We start from the raw sequence: 18574 nt of genomic DNA on the forward strand, positions 1-18574 counted from the left end.
AGACTTTTCGCGCCGGCCGACCACCCGGCGCGGTCCCGGCCGCCTCCGTGCGGCGGGGAGCACTCGACCACCGCCCGTCACACCCCCTCACGCAGGAGATCCGCTGTGACCATCACCCCGCCCGCACTGAGCGTCTTCGAGACTCTTGAGTCCGAGGTCCGGAGCTACTGCCGCGGCTGGCCCGCCGTCTTCGACCGCGCGCAGGGCGCCCGGCTGACCGACGAGGACGGCCACTCCTACCTGGACTTCTTCGCCGGGGCCGGCTCGCTGAACTACGGCCACAACAACCCGGTGCTGAAACGAGCGCTGATCGACTACATCGAGCGCGACGGCATCACCCACGGCCTGGACATGGCGACCACCGCCAAGCGCGCGTTCCTGGAGACCTTCCAGAACGTGATCCTGCGGCCGCGCGACCTGCCGTACAAGGTGATGTTCCCCGGCCCGACCGGCACCAACGCCGTCGAGTCGGCGCTGAAGCTGGCCCGTAAGGTCAAGGGCCGCGAGTCCGTCGTCTCGTTCACCAACGCCTTCCACGGCATGTCGCTGGGCTCGCTCGCCGTCACCGGCAACGCGTTCAAGCGGGCCGGCGCCGGGATCCCGCTGGTGCACGGCACCCCGATGCCGTTCGACAACTACTTCGACGGTACGGTCCCCGACTTCCTGTGGTTCGAGCGGCTGCTGGAGGACCAGGGCTCCGGGCTGAACAAGCCCGCCGCCGTGATCGTGGAGACGGTCCAGGGCGAGGGCGGCATCAACGTCGCCCGCGCCGAGTGGCTGCGCGCGCTCAAGGAGCTGTGCGAGCGCCAGGACATGCTGCTGATCGTCGACGACATCCAGATGGGCTGCGGCCGTACCGGCGGCTTCTTCTCCTTCGAGGAGGCCGGCATCGTCCCGGACATCGTCACGCTGTCGAAGTCCATCAGCGGCTACGGCCTGCCGATGTCGCTCTGCCTGTTCAAGCCGGAGCTGGACATCTGGGAGCCGGGCGAGCACAACGGCACCTTCCGCGGCAACAACCCGGCCTTCGTCACGGCCGCCGCCGCGCTGGACGCCTACTGGGCGGACGGCCAGATGGAGAAGCAGACCCTGGCCCGCGGCGAGCAGGTCGAGCAGACGTTGCTGGCCATCTGCGCCGAGGAGCCGACCGCGCAGTTCCGCGGCCGGGGCCTGGTGTGGGGCATGGAGTTCGAGGACCCGGCGCGCGCCTCGGCGGTCTGCGCCCGCGCCTTCGAGCTGGGGCTCCTGCTGGAGACCTCGGGCCCGCAGAGCGAGGTCGTCAAGCTGCTGCCGCCGCTGACCATCACCCCCGAGGAACTGGACGAGGGCCTGCGCACGCTGGCCCGCTGCGTCCGCGAGACAGCCTGACCCGGTACTCCCGGGGCAGGCGCAGAAGAAGAGGTCCCGGGCCGCGAGGCCCGGGGCCCGTGCAGAGAAGAGAAAGGCAACCGCTCACCGTGATCGTCCGATCGTTCAGTGACATCGAGAACACCGACCGGCATGTGAAGGCCGCGTCCGGCACCTGGGAGAGCAAGCGCATCGTGCTCGCCAAGGAGAAGGTGGGCTTCTCGCTCCACGAGACCGTGCTGTACGCGGGCACGGAGACCTCCATGTGGTACGCGAACCACATCGAGGCGGTGCTGTGCACCGAGGGCGAGGCCGAGCTCACCAACGACGAGACCGGCGAGAAGCACTGGATCACGCCCGGCACGATGTATCTGCTGGACGGACATGAGCGGCACACCATGCGGCCCAAGACCGACTTCCGCTGCGTGTGCGTCTTCAACCCCCCCGTCACCGGACGGGAGGACCATGACGAGAACGGTGTCTACCCACTGCTGACCGAGGAGGGCTGAACCATGACCACCGAAGTACGCGCCGATCTGTACCCCTCGCGCGGCGCCGCCGAGATGACCACTCCCCGCCAGGACCCGGTCATCTGGTCCGCGCCGGGCGCACCGGGTCCGATCGCCGCCAAGGACCTCCAGAGCTACGAGCACGACGGCTTCCTCAGCATCGAGCAGCTGATCACGCCGGACGAGGTCGCCGTCTACCAGGCGGAGCTGAACCGGCTGATCTCCGACCCGGCGATCCGCGCCGACGAGCGCTCGATCGTCGAGAAGCAGTCGCAGAACGTGCGGTCCGTCTTCGAGGTCCACAAGATCAGCGAGGTCTTCGCCGCCCTGGTCCGCGACGAGCGGGTGGTGGGCCGGGCCCGCCAGATCCTCGGCTCGGACGTGTACGTCCACCAGTCCCGGATCAATGTGAAGCCGGGCTTCGGGGCCTCGGGCTTCTACTGGCACTCGGACTTCGAGACCTGGCACGCGGAGGACGGTCTGCCGAACATGCGGACGGTGTCCGTGTCGATCGCGCTGACCGAGAACTTCGACACCAACGGCGGGCTGATGATCATGCCCGGTTCGCACAAGTCGTTCCTCGGCTGTGCGGGCGAGACGCCGAAGGACAACTACAAGAAGTCGCTCCAGATGCAGGACGCGGGCACCCCGTCCGACGAGGCGCTGACGAAGATGGCCGACCGCCACGGCATCAAGCTCTTCACGGGCAAGGCCGGTTCGGCGACCTGGTTCGACTGCAACGCCATGCACGGTTCGGGAGACAACATCACCCCGTACGCGCGCAGCAATGTCTTCATCGTCTTCAACAGCGTGGAGAACGCGGCGCAGGAGCCCTTCGCGGCTCCGATCCGCCGCCCCGAGTTCATCGGGGCGCGGGACTTCACCCCGGTGAAGTAGCGGCAGGCTCAGGCGAGTCGGGGCCGGGACGGTACGCCGTCCCGGCCCTGCGCGCGTAACTCGCTGGACCGCCGCCGGGTCAGCGGAGAGGGTGTCGGCCATGACTTCCCACGTACGCCACATCACGATCGACTGCGCCGACGCCTACGCGCTCGGCGGCTTCTGGTCCCAGGTGCTCGGTGCGCCGCTCTCCGACGAAGACCTCCCCGGCGATCCGGAGGCGCTCGTCGAGGCCCCCGGCGCGGCGATCCTCTTCGTCCAGGTCGACGGGCCCAAGCAGACCAAGAACCGCGTCCATCTGGACATCCAGCCGCAGGACCGCTCCCGGGACGAGGAGGTCGAGCGGCTGCTCGCGCTCGGGGCCACGCTGGTGGGCGACCACCGCAAACCGAACGGGCGCGGTTGGGCGACGCTCGCCGATCCCGAGGGCAACGAGTTCTGTGTGGAGTGCGGCGCGGCCGAGCGGGCGGCGTTGACCGGCACGCGGCTGCCGGTGACCGCCGACGATGTGACCTCGGCGGTGCGGCTCGCGGTGGACGTGCTGGCCGGCGCCCCGGCGGACCGCTGGGACACGCCCGCGGGGAGCCTGACGTGGACCTGCTGGGAGACGGTGGAGCACCTGAGCGACGATCTGTTCGCGTACGCCGCGCAGTTGGGGCCCCGTACGCCTCCGCTGGACCACGATGTGCCCTATCGGTGGGCGCCGGACCGGGAGGGCGGACCGCACAACGCGGTCTTCGCCGACCGCGGGGCCGGGCCCGCCGGGCTGCTCGCCACGCTGGAGGCGAGCGGTGCGCTGCTGGCCTCGATGGCGCGGACGACACCGCCGGAGGTGCGCTCGCACCACGGGTACGGGATCTCCGACCCGGAGGGCTTCGCCGCGATGGGTGTGGTGGAGACCCTGGTGCACACCCATGACCTGGCCGAGGGCCTGGGGCTGGACTGGTCGCCGTCCCCGGCGCTCTGCGACCGGGTGCTGGCCCGCCTCTTCCCCGACGCCCCGGCGGGCGGGGACCGGTGGACCGTCCTGCTGTGGGCCACCGGCCGCGCCGAGCTGCCGGACCGCCCGCGCCGTACCTCGTGGCGGTGGGACGGGCGGCCGTTGGCGGATCAGACGGCGTCGAGCGCCGGGTAGTCGGTGTAGCCCTTGGCGTCGCCGCCGAAGAAGGTCGACGGGTCGGGGGTGTTGAACGGGCCGCCCGCCTTCAGCCGGGCGGGCAGGTCCGGGTTGGCGAGGAAGAGCGCCCCGTAGGAGATCAGGTCGGCGATGCCGTCGTCGATCACCGTGTGATCGCCGGGTCCGGTGGCGCCCTCGGTGTGCACGTTGATGACGAACGTCCCGGAGAAGGCCTTGCGCAGAGCGAGGGTCAGCTCGCGGATCGGGACGGCCTCCAGGACGTGCAGGTAGGCGAGGCCGAGCGGCTCGATCTCCCGGACCAGCGCGGTGTACGTGGCCTCCGGCGCGGGCTCGTCGATGTCGTTGTACGGGTTGCCGGGCGAGATGCGCAGTGCGGTGCGCTCCGGGCCGATCTCGGCGGCGACGGCCTTGACGACCTCGACGGCGAAGCGGATGCGGGCCTCGTCGGAGCCGCCCCACGCGTCGGTGCGCAGGTTGGTGTTGGGGGCGAGGAACTGGTGGATGAGGTAGCCGTTGGCGCCGTGCAGCTCGACCCCGTCGAACCCGGCGTCCACGGCGTTGCGGGCGGCGGCGGTGAAGTCGGCGACGGTCGCGCGGACCTCGGCGTCGGTCAGCTCGTGCGGCTCGACGAAGTCCTTCGGTCCGACGTGGGTGTAGACCTGCCCCTCGGCCTTGACCGGGGAGGCGCTGACGGGGACGAGGCCGTCGGGGAGCAGGACCGGGTGGCCGATGCGGCCCGCGTGCATGATCTGGGCGAAGATCCGGCCGCCCTCGGCGTGCACCGCGTCGGTGACCGTACGCCAGGAGGCGACCTGCTCGGCGCTGTGCAGTCCGGGTGTGGAGGGGTAGCCCTGGCCCACGACGGACGGCTGGATGCCCTCGGTGATCACCAGGCCGGCCGAGGCGCGCTGAGCGTAGTACGTGGCGGTGAGCTCGGTGGCGGTGCCGCCCTCACCGGCCCGGCTGCGGGTCATCGGGGCCAGGGCGATGCGGTTGGCCAGCGGGGTGCCGGACAGGTCGATCGGGTCGAAAGCGGTGGTCATGAAGGCTCCCAAGAAAGTATGTGGTCGGCCAAGCATCGGTGCCGACGGCAACCATAACCCATTCATTGGCCGACCAAGGTAAAGTCGTGGGAAACCGTCGCCCATTCCGTCGGGCATCATCGAAAGCCGCCACCGAACGCCGCCACCGGTGGCCGCCGCTCGCAGCCCCGAGGACCCCAGGAGCCCGCCATGACCACCGGCCACGCCACCCCCGCGGAAGAGGCCTGTACCGACGCGCCGCCCACGGCGGCGCTCAGCGGGCCCGTGAGCCATGCCGTCTCCCGGGTGGCCCGGCTGCACCGGATCGCGGCGGGCAAGGCGCTCAAGGGGGTGGACCTCTACCCGGGGCAGGAGTTGCTGATGATGCATCTGTGGGACCGGGGGGCGGTCCGTCAGACGGAGCTGATCAGGTCGCTGGACCTGGACCCGTCCACGGTCACGAAGATGCTCCAGCGGCTGGAGCAGACCGGGCATGTGCGCCGCCGCCCCGACCCGGCCGACCGGCGGGCCGTACTGGTCGAGGCGACGGACGAGAGCTGCGCGCTGCACACCGCGGTCGAGGCCGCCTGGGGCAGCCTGGAGGAGCACACGCTCGCGGGCCTGGACGGGGCCGAGCGCGCGGAGCTGGTCCGGCTGCTGGCGAAGGTCGAGGAGAACCTCTGCCGGGAGACCGCGGACTGCCCCGACCGGCGCTGAGCCGTACGGCGCCCAGTCCCTCGCGGAGCGATCAGGCCAGGAACTCCAGCACCCGGTCCACATCGGCCTCGGTGTTGTAGAGGTGGCAGGAGATCCGCAGATTCCCGGCCGGGGCCGAGACGGCGATCCCGGCCTTCGTCAGATCGTCCCGACGGCCCTCCAACCCCGGTACGGAGACGATCGCCGACTCCCCGGGAACGACCTCGCGCCCGAGCTCGGCCAACCCGGAGCGCAGCCGGGCCGCGAGCCCGGTGGCGTGCGCGTACAGGGCGTCGGCGCCGACCTCCGCGAGCAGCTCCAGGGAGTGCTCGGCCCCGTGGTACGAGAGAAAGGCGGGCGGCTCGTCGAAGCCGCGGGCGGTCGGGGCGAGGCGCTCCAGCGGGCCGTAGTTGCTGTTCCAGGGCGCGCCGGCGGAGACCCAGCCGGCGAAGAGCGGCGGCAGGGTGTCCTGCGCCTCCTCGGTGACCGTCAGGAACGACGTACCGCGCGGGCAGAGCAGGAACTTGAAGCCGCCGGTGACGGTGTAGTCGTACGCCCCGGCGTCCAGCGGGAACCAGCCCGCCGCCTGGGTGGCGTCCAGCAGGGTCCGGGCCCCGTGCGCCGCGGCGGCCGCGCGGACGGCGGCGAGGTCGGCGACCCGGCCGTCGGCGGACTGCACCGCGGAGAAGGCGACCAGGGCGGTCGAGGGCCGGACGGCCTCGGCGAGGTCCGCGAGCGGCGCGTACCGCACGCGCAGATCGCCGCGGAGCGCGAACGGGCTGACCACGGAGGCGAACTCGCCCTCGGGACAGAGGACTTCGGCGCCGGGCGGCAGCGATGCGGCGATCAGGCCGACATGGACGGTGACGGAACCGCCGGTGGCGACCCGGTCCGGGTGGACCCCGGCGAGCCGGGCGAATCCGGCCCGGGCGGCCTCCACCGCGTCGAAGCTGCCCGCCCCCTCCCGCCGGCCGACGGCGTTCTCGTCGGCCAGGGCCTTGACGGCGGCGATCGTCCGGCGGGGCAGCAGGCCCCAGCTGGAGGTGTTGAGGTAGGTGACCTCGGGCGCGAACTCGACGGCTGCGGCTTGGATGGGCGCGAGGATCGTCATGCGTCCACCCTGAAGCCCCCTTAACCCAAAGTCAATCACGGAGAGTTAAGGGGTGCGCCAAAGGATCGCTTATGAGATGGGGGCCGGCCGGAGCTCAGCTCCCCGGAACCTCGCAGGCCCCGTCCGCGTCGCAGCCCGCCGCGTCTCCGCCGACGGTGGTCAACGCGGTGGCGGGACGGTCCTTCCAGGCCTGCTCCAGCGCCTGAACGAAGACTTCCGACGGCTGGCCGCCGGAGATCCCGTACCGCCGATCGAGGACGAAGAACGGCACGGCGTTGGCGCCCAGTTCGGCCGCCTCGCGCTCATCGGTCCGGACATCGTCCGCGTACGCCTCGGGGTCGGCGAGCACCGTACGGGCCTCGTCGCCGTCGAGTCCGGCCTCCACGGCGAGGGCGAGCAGCACCTCGTCGTCGAAGACGGAGCGCTCCTCGGCGAAGTTCGCCCGGTAGGCGAGGGTCAGCAGCTCGTCCTGACGGCCCCGGGCCTTGGCCAGGTGCAGCAGCCGGTGGATGTCGAAGGTGCTGCCGTGGTCACGGCCCTCGGTGCGGTAGCCGAGCCCCTCGGACTGCGCGTTGGCCGCGACGTTGGCCTCCATCGAGGCGGCCTCCTCGCGGCTGCGGCCGTACTTCTCGGCCAGCATGTCGATCACGAGCGCGGTGTCGCCCTTGGCCCGCCCGGGGTCGAGCTCGAAGGACCGGTGCACCACCTCGACCTCGTCTCGGTGGGCGAACTCCGCGAGGCCCTTCTCGAAGCGGGCCTTGCCGATGTAGCACCACGGACAGGCGATGTCGCTCCAGATCTCGACGCGCATGACTCTTCTTCTCTCCAGGGGTCGCGGACGGGTGCGCGGAGGGTCCCTCCGCGGATCGGGTCACCGGTAGCAACATCGAACCTGACCAGGTGATTCCCGTGCCGGCGGAGGACCGTGGAACAACGAGCTAGAGGGACGTGAGCCATGCGGCGAGCCCACTCCCTGCAGCTGTGGCAAGGGCTGCCACCAGCCACCCGGGGACGCGCTCGATCGTTAAGCGCAGTCCCCCGCAGCGCAGTTCAAACGAAGGGGCGGGTCGGATCTCTCGCGTTGCCTTCGGCATGAAATACCTCGCTCCTGCTGGGAATGGGAAGTGGATAGCGCGTCAAATTAACGCACGCGCAGCCGGGCCACCAAGAAAGTTCGCCGAACCGAAGAAATCTTGGTTCAGCGAAAAAATTCCCGGCACTCAGAGGTACTGACGGACCCTCGGAGACCACATTGCGCCGGCACTCACCCTCGGCCGGACAGGGACCTCCTCCACGGCTTCACTACCGGGGTGCGCTGATGGAACATCCCACCCGATCAGAACGGCGGCTGACCAGGCGGCGCACCCTGGCGCATCCTGGCGAATTCCCCACTACCTGGCCAGTAACGATTACCGGTGAGTACAAACGTAGAACTGGCGTTTGACACTTCACCGGAAATGGTCCTGGCCCAGGGTGAACATTCCCGGTGAGCTGGATTTCGCTCGCCGAGGAGCTTTGTCCACGCAAGGCACCGGATATCACCGGGAGCGTTCTCCGAACCGGCTTCACCACTCATACCGCCCCGGCCGGCTTCCCCGGATGCCGCCCGGGGCCTTCCGCTGCTCCGCCCCCGTCACCGCCCGTCGCGCAGGCTCTCCACTCCCCCGGGCAGGAACGCGATCCGGTCGAAGACCGCGCCGCAGCCCTCGCCGGTCGGTGACTGCACCAGGAAGCCGACGCGGGCGGTCGCCCGTTCCTCCTCGGTGCCGAGGGTGAAGACGCGGACGAAGGTCCAGGTCTCGCCGTCGGTGGAGGCGTGGAAGGCGTAGGCGCTGCCGTTGCGGCTCAGGCGGAGCCAGCAGACGCCCTCCTCCACCACGAAGGCGTTGGCGTCGTCGGAGTGGCCCCGGGTGACGACCGTGCAGACGGTCGGGAGGTCCGCGGAGTGCTCCAGGCAGAGCTTGGCCCAGTCGCGGTCCCCGACATGGAGATACAGCGCGCCCGCGTCACCGGCCGAGGCCAGACCGGGGCGCACCCGGGCCAGCAGCCGGAAGTCGCCCTCCCCCACCGCGCCGAGCAGCCGCGGGGCGTCGGAGGCCGGGTCGAGGGAGTCGCCGGACGGGGGGACGAACAGGTCCTGGCCGGGGCCTGCCCGGCCGGTCAGTACGCCGTCGGCGTGGGTCCAGCGTCCGTCGGGGCCCGCCGCGTCCAGGGCGAAGGGAAGGGCGTCCAGGTGCGGGGTCATGCCCGGCGTCCGTCCACCCGGCGGGGCAGGCCCTGCGGGTTGGCCTCCTGGAGTTCCGGCGGGAGGAGCGTCTCGGGGGTGGACTGGTAGGTGACCGGGCGCAGCCAGCGTTCGATCGCCGTCGCGCCGACCGAGGTGGAGGTGGACGTGGTGGCGGGGTAGGGGCCGCCGTGGTGCTGGGCGGGGGCGACCGCGACGCCGGTCGGCCAGGCGTTGACGAGGATGCGGCCGGCCAGCGGGGTGAGGGCGGGCAGCAGGCGGGCCGCGTCGGGGTCGGGGTTCCCGGTGGCGGTGTGGAGGGTGGCGGTGAGGTTCCCGGGCAGCCGGGCCAGGACGGCGGCGATCTCGTCGACGGAGGCGTACCGCGCGATCACGGCGACCGGGCCGAAGCACTCCTCCAGCAGCGCGTCGTGCGGGCCCTTCGCGGTCAGCCGGGCGGCCGGCACGGTGAGGTATCCGGCGGCGACGGTGTGCTCGCCGGCCGCGCCGGGGGTGACGGGGGCGACGACGTCGGGCAGTGCGGCCCGCTCCCGTACGCCCGTGACGAAGGCGTCCCGCATGCGGTGGTCCAGCAGGACGCCGGAGCCGGTGGAGCTGACCGTCTCGGTGAGGGTCTTCAGGAGCTGGTCGCCCGCCGCGCCCTCGGGGACCAGGACGAAGCCGGGCTTGGTGCAGAACTGGCCGACGCCGAGGGTCATCGACCCGCCGAGCCCTGTGCCGATCTCCCCGGCGCGCTCGGCGGCGGCCGCCGCGGTGACGACGACCGGGTTGAGCGACCCGAGTTCGCCGTGGAAGGGGATGGGGGCGGGGCGGGCGGCCGCCGCGTCGAACAGGGCGCGTCCGCCGCGTACCGAGCCGGTGAAGCCCGCCGCGCTCACCAGCGGGTGCCGGATCAGCTCGACGCCCGCGTCGAAGCCGTGGACCAGGGTCAGCACGTCCTCGGGCAGGCCGGTGCGGGCGGCGGCGCGGCGGAGCACCGAGGCGCAGAGTTCAGAGGTGGCCGGGTGGTCGGGGTGTGCCTTGACGACGACCGGGCAGCCGGCCGCGAGCGCGCTGGCCGTGTCGCCGCCGGGGACGGAGAAGGCGAGCGGGAAGTTGCTCGCCGCGTAGACGGCGACGACCCCGAGCGGGATCTTGTAGCGGCGCAGGTCGGGCCAGGGCGGGGTGCGGGAGCCGTCCTCGTGGTCGATGTGGACGTCGAGGTAGGCCCCTTCGTCGACGACCTCCGCGAAGGCCCTCAACTGCGCTGCGGTGCGGGCCAGTTCGCCGGTGAGCCGGGCCGGCCCGAGGGCGGTCTCGGCGTCGGCGGCCTCGATGATGTGCTCGCCGGACTCCTCCAGCAGCTCCGCCGCCGTACGCAGGAACGCGGCGCGCGCCGTGCGGTCGGCGAGCGCGTCGCGGACGGCGTGGGCCGCCCGGACCACACGGTCGACCTCCTCGGCGGTAGCCTCCACGGCAACCTGCTCCCGCGGGTTCCCGGTTCGGGGGTCGACGCTCCAGACTGGTGCTGCGCTCACCGTGATTCCCTCCCGTCCGTATGACCGTCCTCGGCCGCACATCGGCAAGTGTTCGGTATTCTGAACAGAGTTCCTGATCGTGAATGTGCTGGGACTCTATTTCCGGGCGTTCCGTGTTGGCAATCGTGTGGCGGGCTTTTCGGACGAGGATGCGGACGAGAAGCCGATGAGCTGGAGAAGGGGGCGTGGGCGATGTCGGTCGCCGAGTCCGGTGGGGCACAGGTCAAGTCCGCGGTACGGACCGTGGAACTCCTCGAATACTTCGCGGGGCGGCCCGGCATGCACTCGCTGGCCGCCGTCCAGGAGGCGGTCGGCTATCCCAAGTCCAGCCTCTACATGCTGTTGCGCACCCTGGTGGAGCTGGGCTGGGTGGAGACGGACGCGACGGGCACCCGGTACGGGATCGGCGTCCGCGCCCTGCTGGTCGGTACGTCGTACATCGACGGCGACGAGGTCGTGGCCGCCGCCCGGCCCACCCTGGACCGGCTGTCCGACGACACCACGGAGACCATCCACCTGGCCCGCCTCGACGGGACGAACGTGGTCTACCTCGCCACCCGGCAGTCCCAGCACTATCTGCGCCCCTTCACCCGGGTCGGCCGTCGGCTGCCCGCGCACTCCACCTCGCTCGGCAAGGCGCTGCTGGCCACCCACAGCGACGAGCAGGTCCGCAAGATGCTGCCCGAGTCGCTGCCCGCGCTGACCGAGCACACCATCACGGATCGCGAGAAGCTCATCGAGGAGCTGCGGCTGGTCCGCGAGCAGGGCTACGCGGTGGACCGCGAGGAGAACACGCTCGGCCTGCGCTGCTTCGGTGTGGCGATCCCCTACCGGACGCCCGCGCGCGACGCGATCAGCTGCTCGGTGCCGGTCGCCCGGCTCACCCCGGGGCACGAACAGATGGTGAAGGACGCCCTGTTCGACGCCCGGGACCGGCTGACCCTCGCCACCCGGCGGCTCTGACCGCCGTGTGACGCGCCCGGCCCCCGGGGCCTCCCCCGCGCGGCGGAGACGGATCGTCGCCGGGCAGGAGGCGCCGGCCCGGCCCGCGCGGAAACCTGGTGTCATGACAGCGAACCGCCGAGCCGACAGCAGCGCGCCCTCGACAGCGCCCCCGCCCGTCCCGCGGCACCGCGCCGCACCGCCCGAGGCCTCCCCGTACCGCGTCGGCCGGGCGCGGGCCGTGCTCCGGGCGGTCGCCATGGCGCCCTGTCTGCCCTACATCGGCCTCAAGGCGGCCTGGATGGCGGGCGCTCGGGTCGGCATCCCGGACGGCAGCGCGCTGCTCGACGGCGGTACCGCGCTGCGCGTCGCCAACGGGGTCACGGTGCTGATGGACGGTGCCGTCATCGTCCTCGCCCTGCTGCTCACCCGGCCCTGGGGCAAGCGGGTGCCCGCCTGGCTGCTGGTGGCGCCGATGTGGGTGGCAAGCGGGCTGCTGCTGCCGATCATGACCGGCTTCCCGCTCCAGCTGCTCGTCAGGCTCCTCGGCGGCGGCGACGGGCGTCCGGTCGGCGAGGGGGCCTCCGAGCCGTTCCTCGACCCGTGGGTCTTCGGCGTGGTCTACGGCGGCTTCATCGTCCAGGGCCTCGCCCTCGGCGCCCTCTTCGCGCTGTACGCCAAGGAGCGCTGGGGCCGTCTGTGGCAGGGGCGGCTCCGCGATCTGCCGGAGAGCCCGACCACGCCCGCCCTGCGCGCGACCGCCGTCGCCGCCGCTCTGGCGGCCCTGCTGCCCGGCATCGCCCATCTGTTGTGGGCCGGCGGTTCGACCGCCGGGCTCAACGCGGGCCGGGCGGCGGACCGCACCAGCGACTTCTACGTCCTGGAGGCCGTCAACCTGCTCTTCGTCGTGGTCACCGTCGTCGGGGTGCTGCTGCTCGCCTTCCGGCGCACCGGCCGGCTCCCGCTGCGTCTGCCGCTCGTCCTGGTCTGGGCCGGCTCGGCGGAAATGGCCTGCTGGGGCGGTTGGTTGAGCATCGCCGCACTGATGGAGGCGGGCGAGGCGGCGGACCGGGCGACGGCGGCGGCGACGGTGACCTACGCTGGCCAGGTGCTGGCCGGGGCGCTCGTCGCGACGCTGGGCGCGTACTTCTTCGCGGAGCGCGCGGCGGCGGCTCCCGCGCTGCCCACGGCCGCCGAGACCCCCGCGCCCACCTCTGCGCCTGCGCCCGCTGCCGCCTCTGCCCCGTCCTCCGGCAGCCGGACCACATGAAGCCACGTGTCATGAAGCCAGGTGTCATGAAGCCGCTCGGCGCACTGTTCGGACGGCGGGCGCGGCTGCGCTGGCTGCATCTGATCATCGGCGGCGCGCTGCTGATGCCGTACTTCCTGGTCGGCACGGTCCTGGTGGGCGTGACCAGCGGCGGAGGACCGGTCTTCTCCTCCCCGCCCGCCCAGTTCATCGCGTTCGGCCTCGCCCTGCCGATGGCGGCGGCCACCGGCTTCTTCGCCCTCGTGCGGCCGCTGTCCGTGGCCGCCGCCCGCGCCCTGTGCGGGGTTCCGCCCGCGCTGTTGGCCGACGGGCCCGCCCGGACCCGGCAGGCCCGGGTGCGTACCGCCGGCTGGTACACCCTGCATCTGGCGCTCGGCGGGATCGTCAGCGGGGCCACGCTGACAGTGCCGCCGTTCGCGGTGGCGGTGGCCGCCCTGCCGTTCTTCCCGGGGCTGCGCGGCACCTGGCTGCTCGACGGGCCCCGCGTGCTGCGGGAGCCGTGGGTTCTGGCCCTCGCGCCGTTCGCCGGGCTCGCGATGCTGCTGGCGCTGGCGCTGGCCGCCGCCGTGGCCGGGGAGGCGCTGGCCCGGCGGGCGCCGGTGCTGCTGGGGCCGACGCCCGAGGACCGGCTGGCCGCCGCCGAGCGCCGCGCGGCGGATCTGGCGGTGCGCAACCGGCTCGCCCGGGAGCTGCACGACTCGGTGGGCCATGCGCTGAGCGCCGTGACCCTTCAGGCGGGGGCGGCGCGCCGGGTGCTGGACCGCGATCCGGAGTTCGTCCGCGAGGCGCTGACCGCCATCGAGGAGACGACGCGTCGGACGGTCGGCGAGCTGGACTCGGTGCTGGGGCTGCTGCGGCAGGACGGGGAGCCGGACGACGAGGCGGACACGGCGTACGGGCCGGGGCTGGACGCGCTCGACGGGCTGCTGGCGTACTCCGGGGCGCCGGTGGCGTACGAGCGGGAGGGCGATCCGGGCGTGGTGGACCCGGTGGTCTCGCGGGAGGCGTACCGGATCGTCCAGGAAGGGCTGAGCAACGCCCTGCGGCACGGCGGGGGCGGCCCGCCCCCGGTGCGGCTGCTGATCGCGGTACGGGAGCGGGAGCTGGAGATCGTGATGGAGAATCCGCTGGGCGAACGGCCCGCCGTGGCACGTCCCGGAGGCGGCCGCGGGCTGCGCGGCATCGCGGAGCGGGCCGTCCTGCTGGGCGGCCGGACCGAGGCGGGGGCGCGGGCGGACGACGGCGTCTGGCGACTGACCGCCCGGCTGCCGCTGACGGTGCCGGGGAGCGTGCCGGGGAAGGGGAACGTGCTGGGGAAGGTGTCGGGGGCGGCCGAGCAGACGCGGGAGCGGGAGCGGTGATGGAGGACGCGGGAGCGGTGATGGCGGGCGGAGGAGCGGCGATGAACGGGACTCCGGTGCGGGTGGTGCTGGCGGACGACGAGCGGATGGTGCGTACGGCGCTGCGCGTGATCCTGGACGCCGAGGAGGGCATCGAGGTCGTCGGCGAGGCCGCCACCGGCGCGGAGGCCGTCTCCGTCGTGCGGGAGCTGCGGCCCGACGTGGTGCTGATGGACGTGCGGATGCCGGAGATCGACGGCATCCGGGCCACGGAGCAGATCCTCGCCACGCTGGAGGACCCGCCGAGGATCGTCGTCGTGACGACCTTCGAGAACGACGCGTACGTGTACGAGGCCCTGCACGCCGGGGCGGCCGGGTTCCTGCTGAAGCGGGCGGCGGCCGAGGAGCTGGTGCAGGCGGTGCGCCTGGTGGCGTGCGGCGACTCGCTCCTCTATCCGGCGGCGGTGCGCACGCTGGCCGCCGAGCACGCCGCGCGGCGGCCGGCCGGGGCCCCGCCGTGGGTGGCGCGGCTGACCGGGCGGGAGGCGGACGTGCTGCGGCTGATGGCGGCGGGGCTGACCAACGCGGAGATCGCGGGGCGGCTCGCGGTGGGCCGGGCGACGGCGAAGACCCATGTGGCGGCGATCCTCGCGAAGACCGGCGCCCGGGACCGTACCCAGGCGGTCATCGCGGCGTACGAGTCCGGTTTCATCACCCCGGGCTGAGCGGCCTCCCCCGTGCGCGCCGCGTGAGAAATCGGTGAGAAGCGGCACGATCAGGAACGACCGGAGCGCCCCCGCTCGTCCCTCCAGCGGGATGAACAAGACAATCAGGCGCGCTTCGGTCTTCTGTCTGCTCATGGTGCTCGCCCTGCTGGTGCGGGCGACGTGGGTGCAGGGCTACGAGGCCAAGGCGCTCGCAGACGACGAGCACAACCGGCGGAACACCATCGCGCAGTACGCGCAGCCGCTCGGGGACATCATCGTGGCCGGTTCGCCGGTCACCGGATCGAAGGGGACCAGTGGCGGCGACCTCCGGTACAAGAGGACCTATACGCAGGGCGAGCTGTACGCGGCCGTCACCGGCTACAGCTCGCAGGCGTACGGGGCGACCCAGCTCGAAGGCATCCACAGCGATGTCCTGGACGGCACGGACGACCGGCTGAAGAACCCGAAGGACCTGATCACCGGCGGGCAGGCCGAGCCGGGCAACGTCCTCACCACCATCGACCCGGGCGTCCAGAAGGCCGCCTACGAGGCGCTCGGCGACGACAAGGGCGCGGCGGTGGCCATCGACCCGAAGAGCGGCCGGATCCTCGGCATGGTCTCCACCCCCTCGTACGACCCCTCGAAGATCAGCGGGACGACGGACGGGGACGCCTGGCAGGCCCTGCTGGACGACCCGGACAAGCCGCTGGTCAACCGGGCGCTGCGGCAGCCGCTGGCGCCTGGCTCCACGTTCAAGCTGGTGGTCGCGGCGGCGGCGCTGGAGGACGGGCTGTACGGCTCGGTCGACGAGCGCACCGACAGCCCCGACCCGTACACCCTGCCCGGCACCAGCACGGTGCTCCGCAACGAGAACGCGTCCGCCCCCTGCGAGAACGCGACCCTGCGCACCGCGCTCCAGTACTCCTGCAACAACGTCTTCGCGAAGGCCGCCGCCGACCTCGGCCAGGACAAGGTCAAGGAGATGGCGGACACCTTCGGGTTCGACACCGAGAAGCTGGACGTCCCGGTGCGGGCGGCGCAGAGCGTGTACCCGACCGGGATGGACAAGGCGCAGACGGCGCTGACCGGGATCGGCCAGTTCGAGGTCACCGCGACCCCGCTCCAGATGGCGATGGTCACCTCGGCGCTGGCCAACGGCGGTGAGCTGGCCGCGCCGCACATGGTGTCGCAGGTGACCGACGGGGGCGGCACGGCGCTGGAGGAGACCGCCGACGGCGACACGAAGCGTGTGGTGGAGGAGTCGACCGCCGAGCAGTTGCGGAGCGCGATGGTGACGGTCGTCGAGGAGGGCACCGGCGCCAACGCCAGGATTCCCGGGGCCGAGGTCGGTGGGAAGACGGGCACCGCGCAGAACGGCGTGGACAACAGCAACACCCCGTACGCCTGGTTCACCTCGTACGCGAAGGACCGCGAGAGCGGCAAGGAGGTCGCGGTCGCGGTGATCGTCGAGGACTCCGGCTCGGCGCGCTCCGAGGTCAGCGGCAACGGGCTGGCCGCGCCGATCGCGCAGAAGATGATGAAGGCGGCGCTGGAGCGGTGAGCGAACGCCCCCGAAAGCCCTGACTTAGGTTACCCTTCCCTTACTTGGCGCCCCGGACGGTCCCGGGGCGCCAACGTGCCGACGTACGCAGGTGTGGGAGGTACGGGGATGGCTCCGGGCGAGCACGGTACGGGGCGCGACGCCGACGCCCCCGTTCACTGCCAGGGCGAGGCGGGCCGCGCCCGTACCCGCGACGGGCGCGAGCTGTACTACCAGTGGCTGCCAGGCCCCGCCGGGCCGGACAGGACCCGGCCGACCGTGGTCTTCGAGGGCGGGCTCGCCGCCGGACGCTCCTACTGGGCGGGCGCCCAGGCCGCGCTGGCCGAGGTCGCGCCGACGGTGGTGTACGACCGCAGCGGTCTCGGCCGCAGTCCGGCCGCCCCGGCCGGGGTCTCGCGCCGGCTGCACGCACTCGCCGAGGATCTCGGGGACCTGCTCGACCACCTCGACCGCGTCGGCCCCGGCGGACCGTTCCTCCTCGTCGGCCACAGCTGGGGCGGCCCGCTGGTGCGGCTGACGGCCGCCGCGCAGCCCGCCCGGGTGGCGGGCCTGGTCCTCGTCGACCCCACCGACGAGTCGTGCGACCTGCTGTTCCGGCCCTCGATGCGGCGGACCGAGCGGATCGGGCAGCTGGCGACGGTCGCGCTGGCCCGGCTCGGTCTGCTGGGCCGCGCCTACCGCTCGCTCACCGCCGCGCTGCCGCCCGACGCCGCCGCCGACATGCGGGCCGAGGGCTACACCGTCGCCATGACCCGCACCCGGGGCCGGGAGCTGGAGGACGCGGCGGGCGATCTGCGGGCCCTGCTGGAGAACCCGCCGGGTCTGGCGGGGCTGCCGGTGACCGTGGTGTCGGCGGGCCGGGTGTCTCCGGGCATGCCGAAGTCCGTACGGGAGCGGGCGACGGCCTCGCACGCGTACCGGGCCCGGCAGTCGCCGCACGGGCGGCATGTGGTGCTGCCGGAGGCGGACCACCTGGTGCTGACCACCTCGGCGGCGGAACTCGCCGAGGAGATCCGGCGGTTGGCGGTCGGCGCCGACGACTGACGCGCGCCGCGGCCGGCCGGCCGCTGACATGAACGCCGCACACGCAGGGCCGGTCGGCCGCTACCGCGCCCCGCCCGCGAACGGGATCTCCGCGCCGCCGCCCGTGCGCACCGGCCCCGCCGGGTGCGTCCAGAGACCCGCCTCGGCCAGCCGGGGCAGGACGCCCTCGCCGAACCAGTACGCCTCCTCCAGGTGCGGGTAGCCGGAGAGCACGAACTCGTCGATGCCCAGGGCGTGGTACTCCCGGACGCGTTCGGCAACCTCGGTGTGGCTGCCGACCAGCGCGGTGCCCGCGCCGCCCCGGACGAGCCCGATGCCGGCCCACAGGTTGGGGTGGATCTCCAGACCGTCCCGGCCGCCGCCGTGCAGCTCCAGCATCCGCCGCTGCCCCTCGGACTCGCTGCGGGCCAGGCCCTCCTGGACCGCCCGCACGGTGTCCGGGTCGAACCCCCCCAGCAGCCGGTCCGCCTCGGCCCAGGCCGCCTCGGAGGTGTCCCGGGTGATCACGTGGAGCCGGATGCCGAACCGTACGGTACGGCCCTGTTCGGCGGCGAGGCTCCGGATCCGGGCGATCTTCCCGGCGACCTGGGCGGGCGGTTCGCCCCAGGTGAGGTAGACGTCCGTGTGGCGGGCCGCGACGCGTCCGGCGGCCGGGGAAGAGCCGCCGAAGTAGACCTCCGGCACGGGGTCGGGGAGCTGGGTGAGCCGGGCCTGCTCGACGCGCAGGTGCTCGCCCGCCAGGTCGACGGTCTTGCCGTCCCACAACTGCCGGACGATCTCCAGGAATTCGCCGGTACGGGCGTAGCGGGCGTCCTTGTCGAGGAAATCGCCGTACGCGCGCTGCTCATGGCTCTCGCCGCCGGTGACGACGTTCAGCAGCAGCCGCCCGCCGGTCTGCCGCTGGAAGGTGGAGGCCATCTGGGCGGCGAGGGTGGGCGAGACGAAGCCGGGGCGGAAGGCGACGAGGAACTTCAGCCGCTCGGTGTGCTGGCTGACCATCGCGGTGGTCAGCCAGGCGTCCTCGCACCAGGCCCCGGTGGGGGTGAGTGCTCCGGTGAAGCCCAGGTCCTCGGCGGCGCGGGCGATCTGGGCGAGGTAGCGGACCGTCGGCGGGCGGTCGCCGCCGGCCGCCGTGACCGGGGTGCCGTGGCCGCCGCCGACGACGTGGCGGCTGTCGCCGTTGGTGGGCAGGAACCAGTGGAAGGTCAGGGACATCGTTTCTCCGAAG

17 protein-coding genes are annotated in these 18574 nt (G+C 72.7%); 11 read left to right on the plus strand and 6 right to left on the minus strand.

The window, feature by feature from the left end:
• Positions 1–105 precede the first annotated feature (105 nt).
• From ectB to G3I54_RS19620, 4 genes are all read left to right on the plus strand, one after another.
• Positions 106–1368, plus strand: a complete 1263-nt coding sequence (gene ectB, locus G3I54_RS19605; RefSeq protein WP_164616160.1) for a diaminobutyrate--2-oxoglutarate transaminase — start codon at positions 106–108, stop codon at positions 1366–1368.
• A gap of 89 nt (positions 1369–1457) precedes the next feature.
• Positions 1458–1856 carry an ectoine synthase gene (locus tag G3I54_RS19610; RefSeq protein WP_006123624.1) on the plus strand — a complete coding sequence of 133 codons (399 nt, stop codon included), beginning with the start codon at positions 1458–1460 and terminating at the stop codon, positions 1854–1856.
• Between the two features lie 3 nt (positions 1857–1859).
• Positions 1860–2753, plus strand: coding sequence for an ectoine hydroxylase (gene thpD, locus G3I54_RS19615; protein ID WP_164616161.1), 894 nt, complete (start codon positions 1860–1862; stop codon positions 2751–2753).
• Positions 2754–2853: 100 nt separating this feature from the next.
• On the plus strand, positions 2854–3888 hold the full coding sequence (locus G3I54_RS19620; protein WP_164616162.1) for a VOC family protein: 1035 nt from the start codon (positions 2854–2856) through the stop codon (positions 3886–3888).
• Here G3I54_RS19620 and G3I54_RS19625 read toward each other — a convergent pair.
• Positions 3864–4934 (minus strand): alkene reductase, encoded by a 1071-nt coding sequence (locus tag G3I54_RS19625; protein WP_164616163.1) that lies wholly within the window; start codon positions 4932–4934, stop codon positions 3864–3866. The two genes, G3I54_RS19620 and G3I54_RS19625, sit on opposite strands and share 25 nt — an antisense overlap.
• 189 nt (positions 4935–5123) lie before the next feature.
• On the opposite strand from G3I54_RS19625, the gene G3I54_RS19630 reads away from it, so the two are divergent.
• Entirely contained in the window at positions 5124–5630 is a 507-nt protein-coding gene (locus G3I54_RS19630; RefSeq protein ID WP_164616164.1) for a MarR family winged helix-turn-helix transcriptional regulator, read from the plus strand.
• A gap of 31 nt (positions 5631–5661) precedes the next feature.
• Here G3I54_RS19630 and G3I54_RS19635 read toward each other — a convergent pair whose 3' ends face one another.
• The 4 genes from G3I54_RS19635 to G3I54_RS19650 all read right to left on the minus strand — a co-directional run bounded on the left by G3I54_RS19635 (position 5662) and on the right by G3I54_RS19650 (position 10482).
• Complete coding sequence (locus G3I54_RS19635) at positions 5662–6720, minus strand: aminotransferase class V-fold PLP-dependent enzyme (RefSeq protein ID WP_164616165.1); 1059 nt, start codon at positions 6718–6720, stop codon at positions 5662–5664.
• Positions 6721–6814: 94 nt separating this feature from the next.
• A complete protein-coding gene (locus G3I54_RS19640; protein WP_164616166.1) occupies positions 6815–7531 on the minus strand; it encodes a DsbA family oxidoreductase in 717 nt (238 codons plus the stop codon).
• 822 nt (positions 7532–8353) lie between these two features.
• Complete coding sequence (locus G3I54_RS19645; RefSeq protein WP_164616167.1) at positions 8354–8965, minus strand: DUF1349 domain-containing protein; 612 nt, start codon at positions 8963–8965, stop codon at positions 8354–8356.
• The gene (locus tag G3I54_RS19650) at positions 8962–10482 is read right to left on the minus strand and encodes an aldehyde dehydrogenase (NADP(+)) (protein ID WP_164616168.1); all 1521 of its coding nucleotides are present in this window, start codon (positions 10480–10482) and stop codon (positions 8962–8964) included. Before G3I54_RS19650 ends, G3I54_RS19645 begins: the two co-directional genes overlap by 4 nt.
• Before the next feature lie 192 nt (positions 10483–10674).
• Here G3I54_RS19650 and G3I54_RS19655 point away from each other — a divergent pair, with 192 nt between their 5' ends.
• From G3I54_RS19655 to G3I54_RS19680, 6 genes are all read left to right on the plus strand, one after another.
• Positions 10675–11445: an IclR family transcriptional regulator gene (locus tag G3I54_RS19655; RefSeq protein ID WP_164616169.1), complete on the plus strand. Its 771-nt coding sequence runs from the start codon at positions 10675–10677 to the stop codon at positions 11443–11445.
• A 238-nt stretch (positions 11446–11683) separates the two neighbouring features.
• Positions 11684–12694, plus strand: coding sequence for a hypothetical protein (locus tag G3I54_RS19660; protein WP_239144448.1), 1011 nt, complete (start codon positions 11684–11686; stop codon positions 12692–12694).
• A gap of 26 nt (positions 12695–12720) precedes the next feature.
• Positions 12721–14055, plus strand: a complete 1335-nt coding sequence (locus G3I54_RS19665; RefSeq protein ID WP_239144449.1) for a histidine kinase — start codon at positions 12721–12723, stop codon at positions 14053–14055.
• 41 nt (positions 14056–14096) lie between these two features.
• The gene (locus G3I54_RS19670) at positions 14097–14759 is read left to right on the plus strand and encodes a response regulator transcription factor (protein WP_164616184.1); all 663 of its coding nucleotides are present in this window, start codon (positions 14097–14099) and stop codon (positions 14757–14759) included.
• A 91-nt stretch (positions 14760–14850) separates the two neighbouring features.
• The gene (locus G3I54_RS19675) at positions 14851–16302 is read left to right on the plus strand and encodes a penicillin-binding transpeptidase domain-containing protein (protein ID WP_164616170.1); all 1452 of its coding nucleotides are present in this window, start codon (positions 14851–14853) and stop codon (positions 16300–16302) included.
• Between the two features lie 108 nt (positions 16303–16410).
• Complete coding sequence (locus G3I54_RS19680; RefSeq protein WP_164616171.1) at positions 16411–17346, plus strand: alpha/beta fold hydrolase; 936 nt, start codon at positions 16411–16413, stop codon at positions 17344–17346.
• 60 nt (positions 17347–17406) lie between these two features.
• Here the strand turns inward: G3I54_RS19680 and G3I54_RS19685 are convergent, their stop codons facing one another.
• Complete coding sequence (locus G3I54_RS19685) at positions 17407–18561, minus strand: LLM class flavin-dependent oxidoreductase (RefSeq protein WP_164616172.1); 1155 nt, start codon at positions 18559–18561, stop codon at positions 17407–17409.
• Positions 18562–18574 lie beyond the last annotated feature (13 nt).

The sequence above is a fragment of the Streptomyces sp. SID14515 genome, assembly GCF_010548505.1.
Classification (GTDB): domain Bacteria; phylum Actinomycetota; class Actinomycetes; order Streptomycetales; family Streptomycetaceae; genus Streptomyces; species Streptomyces caviscabies.

Coding starts and splice junctions, on each gene's coding strand:
- G3I54_RS19640 (WP_164616166.1), bottom strand. CDS start 7,531: ATGCGCGTCGAGATCTGGAGCGACATCGCCTGTCCGTGGTGCTACATC.
- G3I54_RS19685 (WP_164616172.1), bottom strand. CDS start 18,561: ATGTCCCTGACCTTCCACTGGTTCCTGCCCACCAACGGCGACAGCCGC.
- G3I54_RS19675 (WP_164616170.1), top strand. CDS start 14,851: ATGAACAAGACAATCAGGCGCGCTTCGGTCTTCTGTCTGCTCATGGTG.
- G3I54_RS19630 (WP_164616164.1), top strand. CDS start 5,124: ATGACCACCGGCCACGCCACCCCCGCGGAAGAGGCCTGTACCGACGCG.
- G3I54_RS19655 (WP_164616169.1), top strand. CDS start 10,675: ATGTCGGTCGCCGAGTCCGGTGGGGCACAGGTCAAGTCCGCGGTACGG.
- G3I54_RS19670 (WP_164616184.1), top strand. CDS start 14,097: ATGAACGGGACTCCGGTGCGGGTGGTGCTGGCGGACGACGAGCGGATG.
- G3I54_RS19660 (WP_239144448.1), top strand. CDS start 11,684: ATGGCGCCCTGTCTGCCCTACATCGGCCTCAAGGCGGCCTGGATGGCG.
- G3I54_RS19680 (WP_164616171.1), top strand. CDS start 16,411: ATGGCTCCGGGCGAGCACGGTACGGGGCGCGACGCCGACGCCCCCGTT.
- G3I54_RS19625 (WP_164616163.1), bottom strand. CDS start 4,934: ATGACCACCGCTTTCGACCCGATCGACCTGTCCGGCACCCCGCTGGCC.
- G3I54_RS19665 (WP_239144449.1), top strand. CDS start 12,721: ATGAAGCCGCTCGGCGCACTGTTCGGACGGCGGGCGCGGCTGCGCTGG.
- G3I54_RS19635 (WP_164616165.1), bottom strand. CDS start 6,720: ATGACGATCCTCGCGCCCATCCAAGCCGCAGCCGTCGAGTTCGCGCCC.
- G3I54_RS19620 (WP_164616162.1), top strand. CDS start 2,854: ATGACTTCCCACGTACGCCACATCACGATCGACTGCGCCGACGCCTAC.
- thpD (WP_164616161.1), top strand. CDS start 1,860: ATGACCACCGAAGTACGCGCCGATCTGTACCCCTCGCGCGGCGCCGCC.
- G3I54_RS19645 (WP_164616167.1), bottom strand. CDS start 8,965: ATGACCCCGCACCTGGACGCCCTTCCCTTCGCCCTGGACGCGGCGGGC.